General features: G+C 43.8%; 19 protein-coding genes and 1 tRNA gene. 8 read left to right on the top strand and 12 right to left on the bottom strand.

Annotated features, from left to right (window positions below):
* Window positions 1-24 precede the first annotated feature (24 nt).
* Window positions 25-3408 carry a SusC/RagA family TonB-linked outer membrane protein gene (locus Q5866_RS01060; protein WP_303178197.1) on the bottom strand — a complete coding sequence of 1128 codons (3384 nt, stop codon included), beginning with the start codon at window positions 3406-3408 and terminating at the stop codon, window positions 25-27.
* An 85-nt stretch (window positions 3409-3493) separates the two neighbouring features.
* On the bottom strand, window positions 3494-4654 hold the full coding sequence (locus Q5866_RS01055; protein WP_303178195.1) for a FecR family protein: 1161 nt from the start codon (window positions 4652-4654) through the stop codon (window positions 3494-3496).
* Window positions 4655-4776: 122 nt separating this feature from the next.
* Here Q5866_RS01055 and Q5866_RS01050 point away from each other — a divergent pair, with 122 nt between their 5' ends.
* A complete protein-coding gene (locus Q5866_RS01050; RefSeq protein ID WP_099291294.1) occupies window positions 4777-5328 on the top strand; it encodes an RNA polymerase sigma factor in 552 nt (183 codons plus the stop codon).
* Window positions 5329-5368: 40 nt separating this feature from the next.
* Here Q5866_RS01050 and Q5866_RS01045 read toward each other — a convergent pair.
* Window positions 5369-5440, bottom strand: a tRNA-Arg gene (locus Q5866_RS01045).
* A 248-nt stretch (window positions 5441-5688) separates the two neighbouring features.
* Window positions 5689-6765 (bottom strand): hypothetical protein, encoded by a 1077-nt coding sequence (locus tag Q5866_RS01040; RefSeq protein ID WP_303178192.1) that lies wholly within the window; start codon window positions 6763-6765, stop codon window positions 5689-5691.
* A 335-nt stretch (window positions 6766-7100) separates the two neighbouring features.
* On the opposite strand from Q5866_RS01040, the gene Q5866_RS01035 reads away from it, so the two are divergent.
* The 4 genes from Q5866_RS01035 (at window position 7101) to Q5866_RS01020 (ending at window position 11661) form a co-directional block, all read left to right on the top strand.
* On the top strand, window positions 7101-8324 hold the full coding sequence (locus Q5866_RS01035) for a PLP-dependent aminotransferase family protein (protein WP_099291296.1): 1224 nt from the start codon (window positions 7101-7103) through the stop codon (window positions 8322-8324).
* Window positions 8325-8409: 85 nt separating this feature from the next.
* Window positions 8410-8862 (top strand): D-aminoacyl-tRNA deacylase, encoded by a 453-nt coding sequence (gene dtd / locus Q5866_RS01030; RefSeq protein ID WP_303178190.1) that lies wholly within the window; start codon window positions 8410-8412, stop codon window positions 8860-8862.
* 58 nt (window positions 8863-8920) lie between these two features.
* Window positions 8921-9250 carry a nucleotide pyrophosphohydrolase gene (locus Q5866_RS01025; RefSeq protein ID WP_186974856.1) on the top strand — a complete coding sequence of 110 codons (330 nt, stop codon included), beginning with the start codon at window positions 8921-8923 and terminating at the stop codon, window positions 9248-9250.
* A gap of 50 nt (window positions 9251-9300) precedes the next feature.
* A complete protein-coding gene (locus Q5866_RS01020) occupies window positions 9301-11661 on the top strand; it encodes an RND family transporter (RefSeq protein WP_303178187.1) in 2361 nt (786 codons plus the stop codon).
* A 14-nt stretch (window positions 11662-11675) separates the two neighbouring features.
* Here the strand turns inward: Q5866_RS01020 and Q5866_RS01015 are convergent, their stop codons facing one another.
* The 6 genes from Q5866_RS01015 to Q5866_RS00990 are packed head-to-tail and all read right to left on the bottom strand — an operon-like array spanning window position 11676 to window position 17640.
* Window positions 11676-13007 (bottom strand): DUF58 domain-containing protein, encoded by a 1332-nt coding sequence (locus Q5866_RS01015; protein ID WP_303178186.1) that lies wholly within the window; start codon window positions 13005-13007, stop codon window positions 11676-11678.
* Complete coding sequence (locus Q5866_RS01010; RefSeq protein WP_303178184.1) at window positions 13007-13984, bottom strand: MoxR family ATPase; 978 nt, start codon at window positions 13982-13984, stop codon at window positions 13007-13009. The genes Q5866_RS01015 and Q5866_RS01010 overlap by 1 nt, the downstream gene beginning before the upstream one ends.
* Window positions 13985-13988: 4 nt before the next feature.
* On the bottom strand, window positions 13989-15146 hold the full coding sequence (locus tag Q5866_RS01005) for a hypothetical protein (RefSeq protein WP_303178182.1): 1158 nt from the start codon (window positions 15144-15146) through the stop codon (window positions 13989-13991).
* A complete protein-coding gene (locus tag Q5866_RS01000; protein ID WP_303178180.1) occupies window positions 15143-15829 on the bottom strand; it encodes a DUF4129 domain-containing protein in 687 nt (228 codons plus the stop codon). The genes Q5866_RS01005 and Q5866_RS01000 overlap by 4 nt, the downstream gene beginning before the upstream one ends.
* Complete coding sequence (locus Q5866_RS00995; RefSeq protein WP_303178178.1) at window positions 15813-16694, bottom strand: hypothetical protein; 882 nt, start codon at window positions 16692-16694, stop codon at window positions 15813-15815. Before Q5866_RS00995 ends, Q5866_RS01000 begins: the two co-directional genes overlap by 17 nt.
* Window positions 16681-17640 (bottom strand): stage II sporulation protein M, encoded by a 960-nt coding sequence (locus Q5866_RS00990; protein ID WP_303178177.1) that lies wholly within the window; start codon window positions 17638-17640, stop codon window positions 16681-16683. The genes Q5866_RS00995 and Q5866_RS00990 overlap by 14 nt, the downstream gene beginning before the upstream one ends.
* An 88-nt stretch (window positions 17641-17728) precedes the next feature.
* On the opposite strand from Q5866_RS00990, the gene Q5866_RS00985 reads away from it, so the two are divergent.
* Window positions 17729-18442: an RDD family protein gene (locus Q5866_RS00985; protein WP_303178175.1), complete on the top strand. Its 714-nt coding sequence runs from the start codon at window positions 17729-17731 to the stop codon at window positions 18440-18442.
* On the opposite strand, the gene deoC is transcribed toward Q5866_RS00985, so the two are convergent.
* A complete protein-coding gene (gene deoC, locus Q5866_RS00980) occupies window positions 18439-19323 on the bottom strand; it encodes a deoxyribose-phosphate aldolase (protein WP_227216959.1) in 885 nt (294 codons plus the stop codon). The genes Q5866_RS00985 and deoC overlap by 4 nt on opposite strands.
* Before the next feature lie 215 nt (window positions 19324-19538).
* Between deoC and mutS the strand changes: the two genes are divergently transcribed.
* Window positions 19539-22157 (top strand): DNA mismatch repair protein MutS, encoded by a 2619-nt coding sequence (mutS, locus tag Q5866_RS00975; protein ID WP_303178172.1) that lies wholly within the window; start codon window positions 19539-19541, stop codon window positions 22155-22157.
* Between the two features lie 203 nt (window positions 22158-22360).
* On the opposite strand, the gene Q5866_RS00970 is transcribed toward mutS, so the two are convergent.
* Window positions 22361-23164 (bottom strand): peptidylprolyl isomerase, encoded by an 804-nt coding sequence (locus tag Q5866_RS00970; protein WP_099291310.1) that lies wholly within the window; start codon window positions 23162-23164, stop codon window positions 22361-22363.
* 113 nt (window positions 23165-23277) lie between these two features.
* On the opposite strand from Q5866_RS00970, the gene Q5866_RS00965 reads away from it, so the two are divergent.
* Window positions 23278-23682 carry an SPOR domain-containing protein gene (locus Q5866_RS00965; protein WP_303178170.1) on the top strand — a complete coding sequence of 135 codons (405 nt, stop codon included), beginning with the start codon at window positions 23278-23280 and terminating at the stop codon, window positions 23680-23682.
* Window positions 23683-23688: the final 6 nt, after the last annotated feature.

Here is a 23688-nt window from a genome sequence, read left to right as displayed (position 1 = left end):
AAATACAGTTTTTAATATTACATGTTAGAATAAGAACTTAATATATCCTTGAATATTACGAGCATACGGGTAACTGGTTCCGCGCTCCATTTTAATGGATGACAAATGCAGAATATCAGACATATTCACGCCAAAAGTGATAGAACCGGCACGAGTATATTTCTGAACCCAAGGAGAATCCCAACGATATTGTATCCCGACAGAAGATATCTCGAACACGTTATCATTCATCACGAAACGGGATGTCGCACGAGTTTGGGTATTACTCAGTTGCTTGAAGAACGTCACGTCACCCGCTTGAAACCACCGGGCTTTTAGCACACGGGCGTCCACATTTTGGCTAGTCAAGGTATTTTTTGTCACCTCCACCTTGTTCAACAAAGTTTCATTATACGCTTTACCTCCCCAGTAATAAGAACAGGCAACATTCACCGTCAACCCTTTCCACATGAACAGGATACTACCGTTCCCCCGGTATTTCTGCTCTTTCGCACCCAAATACACCTTATCCGACGGCTTCCAAGTATCCGTGATATTTCCGTCCTTATCAAGAAAAATCTCGTTACCCGTACTTGGGTCAATCCCCAAAGAACGAACAGCATAAATAGCGTTTTGCGGGCGTCCCTCGTAGAACAAGTTGCTCACGTCCACGTCCTCTTGTAAATACAATTCATTCTGCGCCTTAATCGCCTCCGAAAGTTTCGTGATACGATTCTTATTATATACCAATTGCCCGCTAAACATCAAAGTAACCTCCCGCTCATAATCACGAATAGCATACCCGCTCAAAGCCAACTCCCAACCATTATTCTTCACCTCCCCAACATTCGCGATATAAGAAGAGTAACCCATGGACAATGGCAAATCCATACTGGAAAGAAGATTTGCAGTCTTTTTCGTGTACACGTTCAATTCACCTTTCAAACGCCCTGCCCACAAACCAACTTCCATGCCTACATTCAACTCGTTCGTTTTTTGCCACGTTAACCTCGGATTTCCCCATCCTTGCAGAATCGCCCCGTTCCAATTCATATACTTGTTATCCGTGGAATACTTGTAAGTTGTCGATGCCCCGGTAGATGACCCCTGCTGCGAACCTGTTTCACCGTAAGACCCCTTCAACCTCAGCATGGTTATTACCGGATGACCTTGCAAGAAAGACTCGTTATGCAAATTCCATCCGATACCGGAACTCCAGAACGGGGCATACTTCTTGTCACTCCCGAACGTGGAACTACCGTCAACCCGGTAAGCCAAATCCACGTAATAACGACCGTCATAAATATAATTCACGTTCCCGGTCAACCCGAAACGGCGGGTACTTGTTTTCAATCCGTTAGGAATCCCGTCTTTCATATATTGTCGGGCATTCCCCAGAAAACTCATATCTTCACTCGAGAATCCTTCCAACTCAAAACTATACGAACGAGATTGAGTCTCCGCCAATGACCAATCAATACCCACGGACAAAAGATGTTTTTCCGCAAAAGTTCTATTATACGTCATCGTGACATTTCCGCTGTAACTATACTCTTTCCCGGTTCCGTAGCGATATAACCCTCTACGAAAAAAACCTTCATCCGTGGCATATTCCGCTTTTTTATCCCCGGTTGTGAAATAAGAATGCTCTGCCGGTAAGAAATAATCACTACTATTATCCGTGCTGGAAATACCTAATTGCCCCCTCAGCATCAATCCTTCCATAATATTCCACTCGATCGAGAAATTATTAGTCAATGATTGATATCCCGTTTTATCAAAAGAATTTAACGAGGCATCATACAACGGATTCTGCCTATCCAGATCACTATAACGAAAACCGTCAAAATAACGCACGAGATTACCGTTCTCATCATACGGCGCATCATACGGCTGTTGTTCTGCATAAGTACTGAACGAACCATACCTGCTTTCGCGTCCCCGATTCATCCCGTAAGACGTGTAATTCTTGAAAATCAAATTATCAATCGTATACATCAACGTGATCGAACCATTGAAATTACGCCGGGAAGAACCTTTCATCGCCCCGACTACATTTTTATACGCCAAAGAACCGCTCCACCGAAATTGTTCACTTCCCCCTTCCATTCGCAAATTATAATGAGATCCCACGCCCGTGTGTAAAGGCTTACTCAACCAATCCGTGTCAACCCCTGCAAGTACAGCCTTCAAACGCTTGTTATATCTTTCCGTGTATCTCACGTCATTTCCCGGTAAAGAAGACTCGTACAACCCGGACATCTTTTCCAACTGAAGCTTCTCTGCAGCATTTAACAGGTCATAAGAACTTAAATCCGGCGCCTCGATATCCATCCCAATCTCCGCGTTAATCCTCAATTTACCTGCCTCCGGTTGTTTGGTAATTACCACGATCACACCGTTCGATCCCCTTGAACCGTAAATAGCCGTGGCCGCCGCATCCTTCAATATGTTGATCGATTCAATCTCATCATCATTATAGTCCATCAATTTCTCCAGCGTGATCTCGAAACCATCCATGATAATCAAGGGAGTATTAACAGCATTAGATGCACTCTCGTTATACTCCTGCACGCTCACGGGCAATGAAGAATTACCCCGGATATTGATTTGAGGAATAGCGTTCGGGTTACTTCCGACCGCATTATTCACCATAAAATTCAACGATGCATCAATATTTTTTAATGTCTGCAACACGTTTTGTCCCTTGTACATTTTCAATTGCTCTGAAGTAATGCTTGAAACGGCCCCCGTATAACTTTCTTTCGCTTTCTTGAAGATACCGGTAACCACGACCTCATCAATCTCTGAGGTCTCATCTTCCAATGTCACGTTAATTACATCCTTGTCTGCATATACGACCTCTTTCGAAGTCATGCCGACAAACGAAAAGACCAGCACCGGTTTCTCCTGTCCGGCCGTCAACGTGATAGAATAATTTCCATCAACATCCGTGGCAACACCCAACGTCGTACCCTTGATACGCACGGTCACTCCCGGAAGCGGATTATTCTGCACGTCGACCACCTTCCCGGTAATCGTCAACTTCTTCACCTCTTCTTTTTTCGTTTCTCGTTTTATAACATAAACTCCGTCAAGCACCTCGCAAAAGAAACCCTTCCCTTTCAACACAGCATCAATAGCCTCTTTTACCGAAACATCTTTCAATGACACAGGACCACACATCACTTTTTCCAATTGATTCTCGTTAAAAATAATCTGTACTCCCGTCGCATCCTTAATATAAATCAGAACATCACTCAGCGGTTCCGATTTCACGTTCAACGTTACTGTTTTCGATTGCGCCAAAATGGCACTCGAAACAGTAAACGTTAATAACAGAATGAAAACAACGCGTAATTTCATGCCCGAAAACATTTTTCTTAAATTAACAGGAATACCTTGCCTGTCAAACCGATTTTTTTTCATACTTTTGATTGTTTACATGTTAACATTAATGTGAAACTTGTTAGAGGTACGAGTTTAGGTCGCCAAACTTACGACTCGTACTTTTTTATCTTTTCATAACCACAATACTCCGGCCTTTTATCTCAAACTTAATATCACACCCTTCTTCAAAAAAGCGTAATAAAGTTTCAATTTTGGCATAACGATTCAATGTCCCCGTGAAATACAACTTTTTCAACGTCTCATCACTAAACGAGATATCCACGTTGTACCAACGCATGACATCATTCATGATCTCATTCAAAGGACAACGTTCGAAACGGAATTGTTTACTTTTCCAAGCAATCTCGTTATCAACCTTCACTTCCTGAACAACCGGATTCCCGCCATTTTCATAACTGATCTGGAACCCCGGTTTGATTTTTATATAATTCTCCTTGTCGTCCTTCTTGCAAAATCCCACGCTTCCCTCCACCAAAGTAGTTTTTATCTCCTTTTCCCCCATGTACCTCTTCACATTGAATTCCGTCCCGTAAACCCTTACATTTCCCAAATCTGTTTCCACCACAAACGGACGTTCCGTATCATGCGCCACCTTAAAATACGCTTCTCCCGAAAGAATCACCCGACGTTCCCGTCCCTTAAGATTCACGGGGAATTTTAATTCCGAATCCGCATTCAGCCAAATCTCACTCTTGTCACTCAATACCACATGATACTCACCCCCCTTGGGAATAATAACCGTGTTGTACGCCAACTCACCTGCCTCCCCATCCCCCATGAAAGTGATTTTTCCCTCGTTTCGTATAATTTCCGCCACCCCTATCGCCAATCGAGCCGTGTCTGTCGTTTTATCCAAGTTTACATTCGTCCCGTCAGCCAGTACTAGAATTGCTTTGCTCTCCCCCGGGGTAATCTCTGCAACCGTTACATTTTCCTCCTCTATTGCCCGATTCTCTATCATAAATATTCCCCCGATACCCAGTAATAACACAACCGCAGCACTCCAACCCAACCATTTCCGACGTAAAGTCAAACGCCGTTGTCGTTTCTGCTCTTTCAACATGCTATCCAATCGCAACATGACTCTCGGCATATTCGTTTCGTGTACCACATCCTCATTCCATTCGGCAACCATCCGTTCATAATACTCCCGATGCTTCCAGTCTGTCATCCATTCTTCAAAAGATGCTTTTTCCTCTTCTGACAGCTCCCCGTTCATGCTCCGCACGAGTAAACTCCAATCTATGTATTCATCCTGTTTCATATATCCGTGTTTCAATTTTCAAGTATAATATCCACACAACTCCAAAACGGGGGACAATATTTTTATCTTTTTTGTCAAAGAATCGAGAATATAAATAAATTTGTAATCAAAATCCATTTCACATGAACGAAGAAATAAATATCAATGAACTTGGAAAAAGAATCAAAAGGCGAGATGAAGAAGCCTTTCGTGTCATGTACTTGGAATATTTCTCAAAATTCCAACATTACGCCATGCGTTACCTTTACGACTGGGATGAAGCGGAAAATCTTGTACAGGAAGCCTTCTTCACGTTATGGTGCAACTTGGACAAATACAATGAAAACCGTAATATCATCGCTTACTTGCTCACGATTGTCAAAAACGCTTGTCTGAAATATATCCGTGATCTTAAAATTCACGACAATAACCAAGACAAGATGATCGAAGCCATTCTCTTTTCTAACCTCCCGGACGAAGAACCGGACGAAAATCTGCATCGCCGTTTGAATCAAATCCTCACCCAATTACCGGAAAAACAAAAAGAGGTGCTATTAAAACACGCAGTAGAACACAAGACTCTCCCTTCTATCGCCAAAGAGCTGGATATCGCCGAATCAACCGCAAAAACACATTATAAACGGGCTATCGCAATCCTGCGCAAAAACTTACAATTTATCATCTTTGGATTTTAAAAAGAAAGACTTGACAGCAAAACACCATCAAGTCTAACCGTACCCCCGGGCAGAATCGAACTGCCATTTAAAGTTTAGGAAACTTCCGTTCTATCCGTTGAACTACAGGGGCTCCTAATCGAATTGCAAAACTAATCGAAAAAAACGTTAGTTCCAAATAATATTTTCAATTCACAAATCCGCAGATTCAACTCTCCAATACAACTTTTCAAGTCATTTTTTTCGAAAAGCCTCAAATACATATATAAATCCGTTCAAGTATAAAAAAAGCTACCAGCCAAATTGCCGATAGCTTTGCTATGAAAAAAGATCCTCACCAAGTTCTCCATCATCGTGCAATCATTTTCCGACAAATCTCCCCTAATTCTGCCGTCCGTTGTTCAATACACCGGAATCATCTTCTATCACGTACACTCCCAGTTCATTAGCATTAAAAGCACCTTCCGGACAAATCTCTCGTCCGTTTTCATAAATCTTCCCGTCAAATTCACCCTTCCCGTTCATCCATTCCCAAATTTCGGGATACACGTCTTTTATATGTTTCATCTCTTGCGGGTAATTAAACCAATCTTTACCACACACTTGATTGTTTTTGTCTTTATATTGCATTCCCGTTTCGGTAATCACCAAACCGTAAGGCAATTTATCCTTATCCAAAGATTCTTTCAAGTGATTCACGGATAAAGCGTATATTCGAGTCCCACCGTCCACTTCAATAAACCATTCTACTCTCATAGCCCCTTCCCCGTTAATCTTGGATATATCCCAACTTCTTATCGTGGAACCGAGAAAGGTTCTATTCCGGTCAAAATTTACTTCATTGAACATGACATTGAGAAACCCCTCATACTCTTTGTCATCCTGCTCTTTCCCGTAATTGAACATTTGTTTTCGGCAAGTCTTGTCTTTCGTGATCAGGCCACTGAAGATTTGCTTACTTCCTTTATAAACGTCACATCCCAACTTTATCTCTTTTGTAGAACCTAACGCAACCGGTTGTACCCCGAAGCCAAAGATGTTTCCCGATTGCTGGTATTTCACGTGAATCACGAGATCATTATAATCATAGTCACCCACCCAAGAATCCTCGAAACAAATCACTTGAAACAATCGGAATTGATTTTCTCCTACAATATTCGGGAATTTATCATCAAAACCTCTGGACAAACTTCTTCCCCCAAGATCTTCATTCTTATCCACGTAAGAAACTTTTGCCTGCACGCCTTTAGGAACAAGTATCGGAAACTCCGAATACCCAATGGCTACCGTATCTTCTCCCACGGTTACTATAGTTACTTTCCCGTCCTTCACCGGAACATTAAATTCTTCCGTTGTAATAAAACGAGAAACATCCTCCTTTGTAAGGTCACTTTTTAAGCCGTCGGAACAGGCTCCGAACATTACTCCGGCTACCAAAACAGATAAAACTTTTCTCATACACACCTTTTTAATTAATTACCTGAGACAAAGGTATGAATTTTATTTCTTTACCGGAGTCACTTTTAAGATGTAATTGTCGAAAAGTATGCTATTTTGTTATATTTTAAAACACACAGCTGACACTAATAACCTTTATTCCCGTGTGTATCACTCGTTATCTCCGCTTGTCTAAAAATTAAATTATTACTAAAACAGCCTTAAAACATCGAAATTGAAAGTTTTGCAATCGATTTTATTAAAAAATTGATATGAAAAATTTTATTTCAAAAACTTATTATTAACTTCGCAACACAAATACATAACAGCGTATATTCACTTTAAAACAGATAAACATGGTTAGCGACTACAAAGAAATTCTATCAGACAGCGCCAAAGGAATGAAGCGCTCTGCTATCAGGGAGTTATTAAAGTTAACTCAAAAACCGGAAATCATTTCTTTCGCCGGGGGACTTCCCGCCAAAGAATCTTTCCCGTTAGAACAATTACAGGAGATTTCCGCGGAAGTAATCGCCACGGATGGTGCTGCCGCTTGTCAATACGGTTCAACCGAAGGTGTTCCGGAATTATTGGAAATTCTGGCTCAACGTTATCGTGACCAAGGATTAAGTTTTGTTACCAAAGAAAATATCACGATGACCACTTCTTCTCAACAAGGATTGGACTCTGTTGGTAAACTTTTCTTGAATCGCGGAGATAAATATATTTGCGAATTGCCCTCTTATCTTGGTGCTTTAGGTGCATTCAACTCTTACGGCGGCGTTGGCGTAGGAATCCCTCAAGATGAACAAGGTATGAGTGCCGTGGAATTGGAAAAAACTTTGGCTGAAATGAAGGCTAAAGGTGAAAAACCGAAATTTATTTATCTGATTCCGGACTTCCAGAATCCCGCCGGTATGACTATGCCGGAGGCCAGAAGAATGGAAATCCTGAGCATTGCCAAGAAATACGACATCTTGATTATCGAGGATAGCCCTTACCGCGAATTACGCTTCACGGGTAAACCGCAACGTATGTTGTATGATCTGGACAAGGGTGAAGGTAACGTGATCACGTTGGGAACTTTCTCTAAAATTTTCTTACCGGGATTCCGTATGGGTTGGGTTCTCGCTCACCCGATGGTAATCGACAACTTCGTGAAAGCAAAACAAAATACAGACCTTTGTACTTCCGCGTTCTTGCAAAAAATCACGGTGAAATTCTTCCAGAAGAACTACTTCGATGCCAACGTAAAGAATATCGTTGAAATGTATCGCAAGAAACTGGAGGCCATGTTAGGTGCTTTCGAAAAATACATGCCGGAAGGTGTTACATGGACTCGTCCGGAAGGTGGTTTGTTCTTGTTCTTGAACTTGCCGGAAGGATACGACGCTGAAGAATTGTTCCAGATCGCCATCGAGAAAAACGTGGCATTCGTTCTCGGAACCGTGTTCTTCGTGAACGGTAAAGGCAAAAACACCATGCGTATCAACTTCTCGTACATGAGCGAGGAAATGAACATCGAAGGTGTGAGAAGACTTGCCGAATCTATCAAAGAATTGTACGCAAGACATAAATAATTTAGAATTTAAAATTTAAAGTTTAGAGTGGAGTATATGAACAAAATTCATATATTTCACTCTAAATTTTAAAACTCAAATTTAAATGAAAATAGTTATTCAAAGAGTTACACGTGCCAGCGTCACGATCGAGCAACAATTGTTTTCTTCCATAGGAAAAGGAATGCTTATATTGGTGGGCATTCAAGCTGACGACACGGATGAAGACATCGCGTGGCTCTCTTCCAAAATAGTGAACCTTCGTATTTTCGATGACGAAAACGGAGTAATGAACAAATCCATCTTAGAAACGAGTGGTGAAATCCTCGCCGTCAGCCAATTCACACTGATGGCTCGCACGAAAAAAGGCAATCGTCCATCGTATATTGACGCCGCTCCACCGGCAATCTCGATTCCCTTGTACGAAAAATTTGTCTCGGTATTAAGCCAAGAACTTCATAAACCGGTGCAAACCGGTCAATTCGGTGCAGATATGAAAGTAGAACTCATCAATGATGGTCCGGTGACTATTATTATTGATAGCAAATCCAAAATTTAAAAATGAAATGACTATTTTTGGGACTTTCAAATTAATTCACTTTTAAAATTATAACACTTTGGATGTTGCGGAATTACAAACAGCAGTAGACGCATGGATCAAGACGCATGGAGTCAGATACTTCAGCGAGTTGACGAACATGACGATTCTCGTGGAAGAAGTCGGGGAATTAGCCCGGGTGATAGCAAGGAAGTACGGGGAACAATCCTATAAAGAAGGAGAAGTAGATAATTTGGCCGAAGAACTAAGCGACGTGTTGTGGGTCTTGGTGTGTCTGGCAAATCAAACAGGGGTGGATTTGAACGAGGCCATAAACAATAATTTTGCCAAAAAAACAGCAAGAGATGCTAATCGGCACAAAAAAAATCCCAAACTCTTTAAAGATTAACCACATTTATCCTACTTTTGCCTACAAATGCGTAAACAATAAAATATATCATGTGGACTAAGATAGCAGGGATTCTTCTTCGTAACCGGATTGCCTTTATTACAGGGATCTTGATCATAACCATCTTCATGGGATTCCAAATTCCAAAAGTGGAAATGTCTTACGAATATGCCAATTTGCTACCAGCCACAGATAGCGCCTATCTGGATTACATTGATTTTCACGAGAAATTCGGTCAAGAAGGCAATGTAATGGTTTTTGCCGTTCAAGATTCGAACTTCTACCAGTTGGATAAGTTGAATGACTGGATTGCCATGTGTGATAGTTTAAAGGCTTTGCATGGAGTCATTGCCCTAGTGGATATTACGCATTCATATAACTTGCAAAAGGACACTCTCAACAAAAAATTCGAGATTCATCCCATTTTTCCGAATCGTATCAAAGATCAGAAGGAACTGGACAGCCTTGTCAATATTATTGAAAACTTACCCTTCTACGACGGGACGCTTTTTAACAAGGCGAAAGATATTTACGGGATGATGATTTCGGTTTCCGCCGATGTGATGAATTCTCCGGCACGGGTAGGACTGGTAAAGGATGTGTTGGAAATCACGGAAGAGTATTCAAAGAAATATAACATACAGATGCATTATTCGGGGATGCCTTACATCCGGGTAATCAATGCCGAGAATATCAAGGGAGAAATGTACATGTTCATTTTCTTGTCCTTGCTGATTACCACGTGCATCTTGTACCTGTTTTTCCGGTCGTTCCGGATTATCGGCTTCTGCTTGTTGATTGTACTGATTTGCGTGAGTTGGACGGTCGGCGTCATGGCTATGCTGGGGATTAAAATTACTCTGCTGACCGCCATGCTTCCACCATTATTAATCGTGATCTGTATACCGAATCTGGTATTCATGATTAACAAATTCCACGCGGAATACGATCGACACGGTAACAAAATCAAGGCATTGCAACGCATGATTCAAAGAATCGGAAACGCTTCTTTCTTGAGTAACTTGACAACGGCTGCCGGATTTGCCACGTTTATCGTGACTTCCAGCCAAATTCTGGTAGAGTTCGGTATCACGGCATCTATCGGTATCGCCTTTGTTTACTTCGTGTGCCTCATCATGATTCCCTGTGGATTCAGTTTTATGCCTGCCCCGGATAGCAAACAAATCAAACATCTGCATAACAAATTAGTAAATAATACAATAGATCGTGTCATCCAACTTATTCTAAATCGCCGAAACGTAGTTTACGCCATAGCTATCGTGATAGTCATTCTAGGTGGAATAGGGATATCCATGATAAAATCTACCGGCTATATGGTGGATGATTTGAAAGAAACAGATCCTATTCGTCAAGACCTTTCCTTTTTTGAAAAGAATTTTGACGGACTGATGCCGTTGGAAGTAACTGTCGATTTCAAAAAACCAAAGCAGGTTTTAAATTTACCTAATCTCGAAAAACTGGATAGACTCTCCAAAGAATTAGCCGAAGATGAAGATGTATCCAAGCCTATTTCTATCGTGGAAGTAATCAAGTTTGCCAATCAAGCCTTTTATAACGGCAAACCGACTTATTACAAACTTCCGACCAATATGACGAAGAATTTCATCCTGAAATACGCTTCACAATCCACGGGAGAACTTGGTAACCAAGCCAATTCATTTATTGACTCCACTCTCCAGCGAACGCGGTTAAGTTTCCGGATTAAAGACATCGGCACCAAGAAAATGCAGGAAAAAGAAATTAAACTGTATGAAATCGCGGAGAAGTATTTTCCAAGTGATCGTTACACGGTGAAAGTGACAGGTTCAAGTATCATTTTCTTTAAAGGAACCCAATATCTTGTATTCAACCTTTTTACCTCACTTGCCTTGGCCATTCTTCTGATTGCCCTCTTTATGGCGTGGATGTTCAAGAGCAAACGTATGGTACTCGTGGCATTGCTCCCCAATATTATCCCGCAAATCATCACGGCTGCCATCATGGGGTATTTCGGAATCCCCATCAAAGCATCCACGATACTGGTATTCAGTATTGCCTTTGGAATCTCGGTAGACGGAACCATTCACTATCTGGCCAAATACCGTCAGGAATTGCAGGGAACGAACTGGAGTATCCGTTCCTCCGCAGTGTTGGCCTTGAAAGAAGCGGGACAAAGTATGATATACAACGCTATCATCCTGTTCTTCGGCTTCGGCATCTTCGCCCTTTCCGATTTCGGGGGAACCGTCGCACTGGGAATCCTAGTATCGATCACCTTGCTCGCCGCCATGCTTTCCAACTTGATCCTCCTCCCGTCACTCTTGCTGACGCTGGATAAACACACCACGAACAAAACATTCCAAGACCCAAAAATTGATATCTTCTCGGAAGAGGAAACGAAAGAAAAATAGAGAATGCGGAAGCATCATATCAGCTTCCGCTCCTTCAAATCCAAATAACTATTGATACTGTTCACGGTGAGGGCTTCCGGTTTGGAAAGAATCACTCGGATACCCATTTGGCTCAATTCCCGCACCATTTGTCGTTTCTCCATGGCAAATCCGGCGGCAATGGTTTCGAAATAGACATCTTTGACACCACGTACAGGACGTTCCAAAGCTTTATTCAGCTCCGAGTTTTCAAATAAAACAATCAATACCAAATGTCGGCTCGCCAGTCGTCGCAAAGCCGAAAGATGACGCTGCATTCCGGTTACGGTGTCGAAATTGGTAAAAAGGATTAACAGACTACGTGTCGGGATTTGTCGGACAACCGAAATATATAATTTCTCGAAATCCGACTCTTGATAATGTGTTTCCAACCGATAGAGGGATTCACTGATTCTATTCAATTGTCCCACCCGATTATCCGCTTTCACACAATTCCGGGAAGTATTGGAAAACGAGATCAATCCTGCCCGATCACCTTTTTTCAATATCACGTTGGACAATGTCAGAATAATATTAATTGCATGATCCAGCATCGTCATCCCGTTAAAGGGGGATTGCATGGTACGACCTTTATCCGCGAGGCAATAAATCTGTTGCGAGCGTTCCTCCGTGTAAGTATTTACCATTAAATGGTTATGCTTTGCCGTGGCTTTCCAGTTCACGGTACGGGGATCATCCCCCACCACGTAAGGCTTGATCTGTTCGAACGCCATATTTCCCCCCAACGCACGGGTACGCATTGCACCATTCTCCGGGTGATAATTCCCGTAAGCCATTAACTCGTACCGGTGCATCATCATAAACGACGGGTAAACGGCAACCTCCCGTTCCAAATCAAAAGAGTAACGCCTTTCCACCAGCGACAAACGGGTAGATATAAAAGCCCGAACCTTGCCGAACCCGTATGCGCCCCGTTTGGTTGGGCGCAAAGTATAATTTATTCCCTGCTGCTCGCCGGGCATCATATTTAAAGAGAAAGAAATATGCCGATTCTGGAACTCTACAGGAATCTCGTCTATCAAACGGCAATGCACCCCCACGGGATAACGATTCCGAACCTCGACACGAACGGGATTTTCCTCCCCGTTAGAAAGCTTGTCCGAAACAACACGGGAAGCCTCGAATCCTTGTTTATAACGGTACAAGGTTATCAACTCCAATAACACCATCACCGCGTACATGAGCAAAGCCCCCGCCACCCATATCAATAGTAAAGGAAAGACATAAGCCATCACGAGGGCAAAAATGCCCAACAGCAAACAGGTGAAAAAACGCCCGGTCAGATATGTATCTTTAAATACTCGCACTATCTTGGTACTTCTATTTTAGAAACGATTTGTTGTATAACCTGATCGACTGTCACACCTTCCAACTCTTTCTCGGAAGACAGCTGCACCCTGTGCCGCAACACGGGAGCCACCAGTTGCAACACGTCATCCGGGGTCACAAAATCTCTTCCTTGGATGGCCGCGAAAGCCTTTGCTCCATTCATCAAAGCGATAGAAGCACGCGGAGAAGCCCCCAAATACAACCAGCCACTCTTGCGGGTAGCGTAAACGATATTCACGATAAACGTTTTGATCTTCGGATCAACCACCACTTGAGACACGGATTCCCTCAACTCCCGCAACATATTGACATTCAGCACGGGTTCCAGCGTGTTCCAAGCCTTGATTGCTCCACGGTCATGCAATTCAAGCACCTCAACCTCTTCCTCCGCGGACGGGTAAGTCACGTTTATCTTGAACAGGAAACGGTCTAATTGTGCTTCCGGCAACCGATAGGTCCCCTCGTGCTCGATCGGATTCTGGGTACCGACCACGATAAACGGGTAGTCCATCTTGTATTCTACCCCGTCATTCGTGATCTGCCGCTCTTCCATCACCTCGAACAAAGCCGCTTGAGTCTTTGCCGGGGCACGGTTGATCTCGTCCACGAGAACAAGATTGGTAAATATCGGTCCTTTCCGGTACTCGAAACGTCCTGTCGCGGGAATAAATACCGAGGTCCCCAAAATATCGCTCGGCATCAAATCCGGCGTAAACTGTATCCGGTTAAAATTCACGTCCAGCATCCGGGACATGACCTTCACCATGAATGTTTTGGCGATACCGGGTACCCCCTCGATCAGAATATGTCCGTCAGCCAACATCGCCGTCAACAACAAATCCGCCACTTCCCGCTGTCCGACAATCACTTTGCCCATTTGTTCCCGAATCCGGGCAACCTTCTCGTGCAGACTCGTGAAGTCAATTCTGGACTCAAAATTTATCTGGTCTTCCATGCTTTTATCTTTTAGTTTTAAACAACTCTATATATTTCACTAATTCTCGTAACTTCTCTTCGTTCACGTGTTCTGTCTTCCGGATCAACAAAATCAAGTTCACCAACTTCTCCGTTTCCTCTTTCGGTACTCCCGAACGTTCCGCCAATAATACCGCGAACTCGGCGTTTAATTCATCTGTCCGTAACTTATAGTAATACCGGATTTCCTCCAAGAAACAATCTATCCGTTTATTAGCAATCGCCACGTGATCCCGGTGTTTATAATACAGGGAACTCACCACCCCGACAAATTCCAACGTTCTGTTCTCCGGGGGACGAATGACAGGAATGTACCGTTGCTCCCGCTTTGAACGGAACAACACGTACAAAATGCCACCCAGCAACAATAATATATACGCCCATTTCAATGCCGGATATTGAAGAAGTACCCGGAAAGGAGTAGCCTGTCCCTTGCGCTCGTTTTTCTGGTACTCGTCCCAAATCGCGTTCAGATCGGCAGGGAGAAAAGACAGTGCCTTCTGGTAATAATCGCCCGCCAAAGAATCCAACAAATAAAGATTCGTGAAAGCGACCGGATTCACGTGCAGGTAAAGCACCCCTTCACCATAAGGCAGACGGATAAAATTCGGCATCGTTACCGTATCCACGTATCCCAGTATTTCCCCGGCAAATGATTTTTCCAATTTAAAATACCGGTGTTTTACCCGGAAAGGATATGCCTTTCCAAACCCGCGGATGTAATCATTCCCTTCCCGAAAATCCTGTACTTCTTTTACTCCCGCGACAGATAACAACGTATCCGGTATATATTCTGCCGAAAGAAAAAGCGTGTTTCCCCCTCCCACGTAATCCAACAGAATATCAGCCTCTCCATTCGCATTTTTAAAATATCGGTTCACGAAGAAATATACTTCCGGTTCATCACTATCTTTCAGACGCAATCTCTCTCGCGGGGAAACCCGTGAAACCGTTGTCTTTCCTTCTGGGAACATATACGGCAAGGCGTCTTTCATGATATAAGTCCCGAAAGGTCCTTTCTTATCCACCGAGAAATTCATACTCCAATCCACGGGTTGCGGCTTATTTGCCTCGTAAATCGTGTAGACCGTCATTAGCGCTACCACGAGAAGGATGATCCACAAATTCTGCCTACGCTTCATTTCTCCACCTCCTTTCTGAAGTCTATAAAATATTGCCGGATATTCCGGTATGCCTCTTCGTCGACCGGAAATTCCCCGTAACAAACGTGATCGAATATACGGCTTAGATCTTCAAAAGTCCGGCTCCATTCCCGGTCACGTATCTCGTAAACATAGTCCCGATTGGTTTTGGAAGCTTCCCAACGAATCACCTGCTTCTCATCTAAAATTTGAAGCAACCCGGAATAACTTACCCGGACAGCGAGCGTGTAATCTTTTTCCTGCTCCGCCTTTACCAACATCCGGGAAAAAGTATCCCCGTCCTGCTCCCCGTTATAATCTCCCGTATCCGCGGCAAAAAGTCCCTCTCCCCTCTTTCTGAAAACCAAACTCTTCCGATATTTTATAAGTAAAATGATCAAACCGCCCGCCAAAAGAATCAAGATAATATATAACACGATATCCATGACCTGTGAAGAAGAATCAGACCATTTCATCCGGAACAACCGTTCCAAAATCCAACGTTTAATCCAATCCCACAACCCGGGAGCGGCAGACATATCCCTCTCGTAATCGAAATTAGCGTCATTTCTATATTTTTCCAGAAAATTGGCACCGGGGGAACGCGTCACCTCTTCCGCCAGCATCGTTCCCCGGCAGCAAACCAGTACAAACAGAATAATATATCTAGTCAGCCATCTCATCCGTTTTATTTTCAGGTCGAGTTCCCAATTCATCTATCCGGCTCAACAATGTCGTATGTTCCATCTCTTCCGACCGGGAGAAGAAGAACATCCCCAGCCCGATAAACACAATCGTGTGTAGCGTGTATTTTCCCAAGTAAGAAAGTAACAGCGTGAACGTCACCTCGTAAATTCCCGGCATTTCCCCCGTAAACGCTGAAGTTACGGTCAATGCCATATAAGGTATACTGAATACATAAGCAACAACTCCCACCAATAACTGCAAAACCACGGCATAACCGACAGTTCGCCACCAGTTCCCCTTCGTGATCGCCATAGCCCTAGACATCAAGGCATCAAAGCCGTTGTCCTTGATAATAATCAAATAAGTCCCGAAAGTCAAAGCCACCCCAAAATAAATCCCCGGTACAATCAGAAAAAGACATCCCACAACCACGATAATCATATAAAAAAGCGACCATACGATAAAGATTCCTAGTTTTCTCATCATCATGGCAAATACCTCGTTAATCGTAATCCGTTCCTCCACCCCTCCCCGGTAATGATCCCAATATACCCGAAGATAACAAATGGAGAACAGTTGCACCCACGCCACCATAATCATGGCAAAAAGTCCCGTCATCATGGAATTAATCATCATATTCCCGAAAGCATCCGTCGTTCCCAGATATTGTTGCGGATTATAAGTCATATCAAGCGCACCCAATAACAAATCCTTCATTAAAAACACAACCAACAGAATTACCGGAAACCCGATCACCGCGAAAGCCCGAATAAAAGGCACGAACTCCTGTTTCATAAAATTTATAGTTGCTGTTATCAAGTCCGAAAAAGAACGTTCCACGCTCAAATTAATCTTTTCCATGCAATTCGTTTTTATGTAAGTAATAAGGATAAACAATAAAATAACCGATCACGCCACCCAGCGAAAGGATAATCGCCGCGGCTCCCACGACAGGATAACTATCGGCATATCTCGTGATAAAACTTTCAATCCATCCGGCAATCACGAAGAAAGGAATCAATCCCGTGACAATCTTTATACCCCGCAACGCACCCTCTTTAAATGAATACATCCGTCGGTAAGTGCCCGGAAACAAGAAACTATTCCCCATAACCAACCCGGCTCCTCCGGCTATAATAATAGAGGTAATTTCGAATGTCCCGTGTGCCCAGACCGAAAGAACCGAATGTAACAGCAATCCCTGTTGGAAGAAAAAATACTGGAAAGCCCCGACCATCAAACCATTCGTGAAAAGAATCCACAAAGTCCCCGCCGAGAAAAGAATACCGAAAACAAAGGCGACAAACGACACTTTTATATTGTTCGTGGTAATCATCACGAACATATCCAACTCGTCCCCGGAAGCATAAATACCCATTGGCGTCCCATTCTCAATATTACTGATCGTTCTTTCCACGTAAGCATCTCCCAAAATAGAACGCACGAAACTCTCGTCATGTGCCGTGGAAAACACCCCGATTAATGCCGAGAACAAAAAGAGAAGCAACGCGAACAATAAAGTCCGTCGTTCCCGGTAAAGCAACAAGGGAAACTCGTGTCCCCAGAATGTCAACATCCCTCTACTCTCGGACTGTTCACCCTTGCCGTATATATTAATCTGGTAAACAGATATTAACTGATTCAGATACTTCTCCACGTCGCTTCCCGGGTAAAAAGTTTTGGCATAAGAAAGATCATCAGACAAAATCACGTAATTAGAGGCAAGCGTATCCGTGTTCAAACGTCCCACGTTCTCCATTTCCGCCCATTTTGATTTATTCCTATTTACAAACCGCGATTCTTTCATAATCCGTTTTCCACACGTTTTTTACTGTGCTAAAATTAATGCATTTCGAGAGAAAAACTGTATTTTTGTGAAAATATTTCCATAAAACATGAACATCTCTATCAATACCGCCCATAATGTAGCTATCAATTACACTCCCGCGGGAGTTATAGACCGTGTTTTAGCCACCATTATAGACTTTGCATTCCTGTTCGGGTTGCTATTCATGGGTGCTTTCGTGTTAGGCGCATTGAGTACTTTCATAGACATGGACTGGGCGATATTCATTCTTGTATTTCTATTATCTCTCTATCATTTAATTTGTGAATACGCGTTCAACGGGCGTAGCCTCGGAAAATTTACCATGCGTCTTCAAGTAGTCAAACTAAACGGTAAAAAACTCACATTCTGGGATTGTATGCTCCGTTGGGTATTCCGTTTGGTTGACATCACCATTTCCAGCGGAGCCGTCGCCCTTATATCCATCATTGTTTCCAAACACACGCAACGTCTTGGAGATCTGGCAGCGGGGACAACCGTAATTCGTCACGAGAGAAGCGTCACGTTAAAACAGATGAGCCAGTACGATGCCCCGGAGGAATACGAGGTCGTGTTTCAACAAGCCGCTCTCCTTTCCGACAAGGATATCAAAATCATCAAAGACATACTTCGTGAAGTAAACAGAAACAAAAATTACAGCTTACTTGCCCCTTTGGCAAAAAAAATTAAAGAGGTAACAGGTATTGAAACCGATATGGTACCTCTCGACTTTGTAAAAACCATTTTAAAAGATTACACGCGCTTGGCAAATGGCAATGACTAAAGACTCGCGTCTTTAGCCGCTACCGTCTTTATCTCTTTCAGTACGTCTTCCAATAATTGTGACGTTCCTATTCTGAAATACTTCGGACTAATCCATGCTTCACCCAGCACGTGTTTCACGATTGTCAAATAACGAATAGCGTTTTGCACTTTCGTGATACCCCCGGCTACCTTTATTCCGACCATTTTCCCTGTTTGAACATGGAATTGGCGCAAAGCCTCACAAATCACGTAAACCGCCTCCGGGGTAGCATTCATAGGCACCTTTCCCGTTGACGTCTTGATAAAATCCGCCCCAGCGTATGCCCCGAGCAGAGAAGCATTGAATATACTTTCTATCGTCTTCAATTCTCCTGTTTCGAGAATCACTTTCAGCACGACTCCGGCACACGCTTCCCGAATAGCAACCAACTCTTTATAAACTTGTTCGTAATTGCGTTCCAGCACCTCCCCCACGGGAATAACCACGTCAATCTCGTCTGCCCCGGCGGCAATAGCCTCCTTACATTCGGCCAACTTCACATCGAGAAATGTCTGCGCGGCAGGAAAACAAGCCCCTACCACGGTCGTTTTGATCGGCGTACCCGCCAACCCTGCTTTCACGACTGGAGCGAAACGGGGAAAAACGCAAACAGAAGCCACGTCCGGCAACGTATTCTTCTTGATTTTCTTTAAAAGTTCTGTCACAAAAGCAGTCACGGACTTTTCGGAGTCAGTCACTTTCAACGTCGTGTAATCCATACAAGAAACGCACAACTCGAAATTCTCGTTGCAATAAGCCGGAGCGATTTCTTTTTCAATCACGCCGTCCAACTCAAATTCGATACGATCTTCCAAATTTGAATACCCGTAAGCCGCCAATGTTTCCACTATATTCTCCATATACTTTAATTTATTACTTAGGCTCCTCCCCTACCTCCATCTTCCTTCATACGAAAAAAACACCACTGGGTTATGGCAATAACCCTTGTTCGTTTCCTAAAGCCAAGGCAAATTTACACAATGTTTGTGAGGTTTTAAAGTAAATCTCGCCCAAAATAATTAATTTTGGAAGGTGAAATTCAACCGTAATCTATAAGCTAAAGATAATAAAATATATGGCAACCAAAACAGAAGAACAAACGACCCCGTTAATGCAGCAATATTATTCGGCAAAGGCAAAATATCCCGACGCGATCCTGTTATATCGTATGGGTGACTTTTACGAAACCTTCGGCGAAGACGCCAAGCTCACCGCTAAAATTCTAGGCATCACCCTGACGAAACGTTCCCACGGCTCTCCCGGTGACGTCGAACTGGCAGGCTTCCCGTATCACGCCATAGACAACTACCTCCCGAAACTCGTGCGTGCGGGGCAACGTGTAGCCATTTGCGAACAATTGGAAGATCCCAAGAAAACCAAGAAACTCGTGAAAAGAGGCGTTATCGAATTGGTAACACCCGGTGTTTCCTACAACGAGAACACCATTGACAACAAAAATAACGTTTTTCTCGCTGCCGTTTATTTTACCAAGACCAAAGCCGGCCTCTCCCTTCTGGATCTTTCCACGGGAGAATTTCTCACGACGGAAGGCACCCCGGCAACCATGGACAAGATACTAAACAGTTTCCAGCCCAAGGAAGTTCTTTACCCCAAAGGCTCGGAAACCCGTTTCAACGAAATCTTCGGTTCTAAATATTACACGTACCCCATAGAAGAATGGTTCTTTGAAACCGAATCTTCAGCCGACCGATTGAAAAAACATTTCGAGGTCACCACCCTGAAAGGATTCGGGATCGACAAAATGGATTGCGGTATCTCTGCCGCCGGAGCCGTACTTTACTATCTTGATGCAACCAAACACGAGCTTGTCGGACATATCACCTCGATCTCCCGTATCGACGAATCGACCTGCGTATTGCTCGACCGGTTCACGTTGCGCAATCTCGAAATTCTGGACACGCTTCACGAGGGCGGACGTTCCTTGGCAGACATTATCGACAGAACCATCACCCCCATGGGCGGACGTACATTACGCCGCTGGCTCTGTATGCCCTTGAAAAATCCGGCAGAGATCAACGAACGTCTTGACATCGTGGAATGTTTCGTGAACCACGAGAACGAACGCTTGGAACTGGAACAAATACTTCGCACCATCGGCGATCTGGAACGTCTTGCTTCTAAAATTGCCGTCGGACGTATCTCCCCCCGGGAAATAGTTCAACTAAAAGTTGCATTACAAGCCATTAAACCGTTAAAAGAACAAGCCTTGTCTACGGGCAACGAGATTCTATGCAAATGGGTGGAACGACTGGATGATTGCGAAGAATTATACCAAAGAATAGAAAAAGACATCCGGGAAGACGCCCCCGCTTTACTAAGCAAGGGCAACGTGATCGCCGAAGGCGTGAACGCGGAACTGGACGAATTGCGGAATATCTCTTCCCACGGGAAAGAACTCTTGTTGAAAATGCAGCAACGGGAAATCGAAAATACCGGAATCCCCACGCTGAAAATCAGCTTCAACAACGTGTTCGGGTACTATATCGAGGTCACCAGAATCCACACGCACAAAGTTCCCGAAACATGGATCCGCAAACAGACGCTCGTCAATGCCGAACGTTACATCACCCCGGAATTAAAAGAATACGAGGAAAAGATACTGGGTGCCGAAGAACGGATTCAAACACTGGAAAGCGACATCTACAACGAACTCATGGCAAAGGCAACGACATATATCCGCCCTATCCAACAGGATGCCCGGATCATATCGCATATTGATGCTTTAATCTCGTTTGCCAACGTTGCCATAACTAACGACTACCATCGCCCGGAAATCAACGAATCATTCGTTATCGACATCAAAGCCGGACGCCATCCCGTGATCGAGAAACAATTACCCCCGGGAGAAAATTACATCGACAACGATCTTTATCTGGATAACGAGAAACAACAAATCATTATCATCACCGGACCCAACATGGCAGGTAAATCCGCCCTCTTGCGGCAAACGGCACTCATCGTCATCATGGCACAAGCCGGATGTTTCGTCCCCGCCGCATCTGCCAAAATCGGGTATGTCGACAAGATTTTCACCCGTGTAGGAGCCTCTGACAATATTTCCCTCGGGGAATCCACCTTCATGGTCGAGATGAACGAGGCGGCAAACATACTAAACAACATCTCCGACCGCAGTCTTGTCCTCTTCGACGAGCTGGGACGGGGTACCTCTACTTACGACGGAATTTCCATCGCTTGGGCTATCGTGGAATTCCTGCACGAGAATCCCAAAAATAGAGCTAAAACACTATTTGCCACCCACTATCACGAACTGAACGAAATGGAAAGTTCCTTCCCAAAGATCAAGAACTTCAACGTGTCGGTGAAAGAAATCAGCAACAAGATCGTATTTCTCCGCAAGTTGGTCAAGGGCGGCTCCAACCACTCCTTCGGAATCCAAGTCGGTAAAATGGCAGGACTGCCCCAATCCGTCATCAAACGCTCGTCCGAGATACTGAAACAACTTGAAAATGACCGTAATTCCAACGGAAACATACAAAAAAATGTAGCCAACATCGGCAACGAACGGGAAGGTATTCAATTAAGTTTCTTCCAGTTGGAAGACCCGGTGTTACTCCAAATCCGTGACGAAATCGCGGGACTCGACATCAACAGCTTAACCCCCTTGGAAGCCTTGAACAAATTGAACGAGATCAAGAAAATCACGGGTATCTAAAAGAGATAAAAGAATGTGTCAAAAGTCCATTCCCTTCTAAAACTCCTCCGTCTGCTTCGCAGCCACCTCGAGACCGGTTTCCGGGCTCAATACCCCGAAGGGGGGAGGGAGTTAAAAATGACTTTTGACACTTTCAGACTTTATGGACGAGAGGGCGTGTTTTGACACGCCCTCCTTAATCCATTATATTATATAATCTATTCTTACTCCTTCCTCACGCTATAAATCACCACATCCTTCTCCGGGCGATCGGCACTTCCCGTTTTCACGGCTGCAATTTTATCTACCACGTCCAATCCCTCGATCACCTCCCCGAAAACCGTGTATTGCCCGTCCAAATGCGGCGTACCGCCAACCGTCGTGTAAGCCTTTTTCTGTTCTTCGGACAATACCAATTCCTCGTCGGCGAACAGACTGTCACACTCTTGCGTCAATTTCTCCGACAAGGTAGCAAGACCGGCAGTGTCGTTCGCTTCCTGCAAACGCTCCAATTCGCTTACATATTTCATCTTTAATTGGTTATACAATGCCAGTTTACGTCTTCCGTTAATACTTTGCACCATGGTTTCCAACTCTTCCGGTTCATAAACCCGCCCTTGAACGATATAGAATTGTGCCCCGCTGGAACCGCGTTCCGGGTTTACTTGGTCGCCTTCACGAGCCGCAGCAAGCGCTCCCTTCTTGTGAAAATATTCCGGCACACGGAATTCCGCGTCCACCCGATAGCCGACATCCCCTTCGCCCAACATCACGTCCGGCGCTGCATTCTTGGACGTGGGGTCACCACCTTGAATCATAAAGTGGTTTATCACCCTGTGAAACAACAAACTGTCATAGAAATTCTCTTTCACCAACTTCAAAAAATTATCCCGGTGTTTGGGAGTATTCTCGTACAAACGAATCCGGATATCACCATAATTCGTGGAAATTTTCACGACAGGTTCAGCCTCCTCCTTACAGGAAGAAACCATCACCAAAAGCAACAAAACGCCAATAATCTTATTCATAATCGGTAGTTAAATTAGAAATTCTTACTTTCCACGCAAAAATAGAGGAAAATACTTTATTAACAATAAATTTGTTCGTATCTTGGCATGATAAATTATAAATTTCACGAAGTATGAAAGCATATTTATTTCTCACGATTGCTGTTCTAGTCGCTTTTTTCTCCTCATGCACGGAGAAAACCACTAAAAAAGAAACCGTTCAGACTGTTCAGAAAGAAACGGTTATCATCCGGGACACTGTTTATATAAACAAGGAAGAGCCAAAAACGACCTCCGTAAAAGAAGCTCCCGCTTATTTCCTTATCGCCGGATGTTTTGAATACAAAAGCAACGCGGACCGCCTACGCGAGAAACTTCAGAAAGAAGGATACCCAAACGCGTTAGTCATGCCCTATTTTGAAAACCTGTATCTGGTCGCTTACGAGGGATACGCCACTCACAAAGAGGCCGTTGCCGCTGCTCGGCAACTCCACAAGATTCCCGGCAATGAAGAAGCATGGATACATCCTGTCAAATAATTGAAC

This window comes from uncultured Butyricimonas sp. (genome assembly GCF_959596855.1).
Taxonomy (GTDB): domain Bacteria; phylum Bacteroidota; class Bacteroidia; order Bacteroidales; family Marinifilaceae; genus Butyricimonas; species Butyricimonas muris.
The sequence above is the reverse complement of the archived record's forward strand: the minus strand, read 5'-3'. Positions and strand labels throughout refer to the sequence as shown.

Bases quoted from the DNA above. Each gene is read 5' to 3' on its own strand.
- Q5866_RS01040 (WP_303178192.1), bottom strand. From the start codon at position 6,765: ATGAGAAAAGTTTTATCTGTTTTGGTAGCCGGAGTAATGTTCGGAGCC.
- Q5866_RS01050 (WP_099291294.1), top strand. From the start codon at position 4,777: ATGAACGAAGAAATAAATATCAATGAACTTGGAAAAAGAATCAAAAGG.
- Q5866_RS01020 (WP_303178187.1), top strand. From the start codon at position 9,301: ATGTGGACTAAGATAGCAGGGATTCTTCTTCGTAACCGGATTGCCTTT.
- Q5866_RS00985 (WP_303178175.1), top strand. From the start codon at position 17,729: ATGAACATCTCTATCAATACCGCCCATAATGTAGCTATCAATTACACT.
- mutS (WP_303178172.1), top strand. From the start codon at position 19,539: ATGGCAACCAAAACAGAAGAACAAACGACCCCGTTAATGCAGCAATAT.
- Q5866_RS00965 (WP_303178170.1), top strand. From the start codon at position 23,278: ATGAAAGCATATTTATTTCTCACGATTGCTGTTCTAGTCGCTTTTTTC.
- Q5866_RS01000 (WP_303178180.1), bottom strand. From the start codon at position 15,829: ATGAGATGGCTGACTAGATATATTATTCTGTTTGTACTGGTTTGCTGC.
- Q5866_RS00995 (WP_303178178.1), bottom strand. From the start codon at position 16,694: ATGGAAAAGATTAATTTGAGCGTGGAACGTTCTTTTTCGGACTTGATA.
- Q5866_RS01010 (WP_303178184.1), bottom strand. From the start codon at position 13,984: ATGGAAGACCAGATAAATTTTGAGTCCAGAATTGACTTCACGAGTCTG.
- Q5866_RS01035 (WP_099291296.1), top strand. From the start codon at position 7,101: ATGGTTAGCGACTACAAAGAAATTCTATCAGACAGCGCCAAAGGAATG.
- deoC (WP_227216959.1), bottom strand. From the start codon at position 19,323: ATGGAGAATATAGTGGAAACATTGGCGGCTTACGGGTATTCAAATTTG.
- Q5866_RS00990 (WP_303178177.1), bottom strand. From the start codon at position 17,640: ATGAAAGAATCGCGGTTTGTAAATAGGAATAAATCAAAATGGGCGGAA.
- Q5866_RS00970 (WP_099291310.1), bottom strand. From the start codon at position 23,164: ATGAATAAGATTATTGGCGTTTTGTTGCTTTTGGTGATGGTTTCTTCC.
- Q5866_RS01005 (WP_303178182.1), bottom strand. From the start codon at position 15,146: ATGAAGCGTAGGCAGAATTTGTGGATCATCCTTCTCGTGGTAGCGCTA.
- Q5866_RS01055 (WP_303178195.1), bottom strand. From the start codon at position 4,654: ATGAAACAGGATGAATACATAGATTGGAGTTTACTCGTGCGGAGCATG.
- dtd (WP_303178190.1), top strand. From the start codon at position 8,410: ATGAAAATAGTTATTCAAAGAGTTACACGTGCCAGCGTCACGATCGAG.
- Q5866_RS01060 (WP_303178197.1), bottom strand. From the start codon at position 3,408: ATGAAAAAAAATCGGTTTGACAGGCAAGGTATTCCTGTTAATTTAAGA.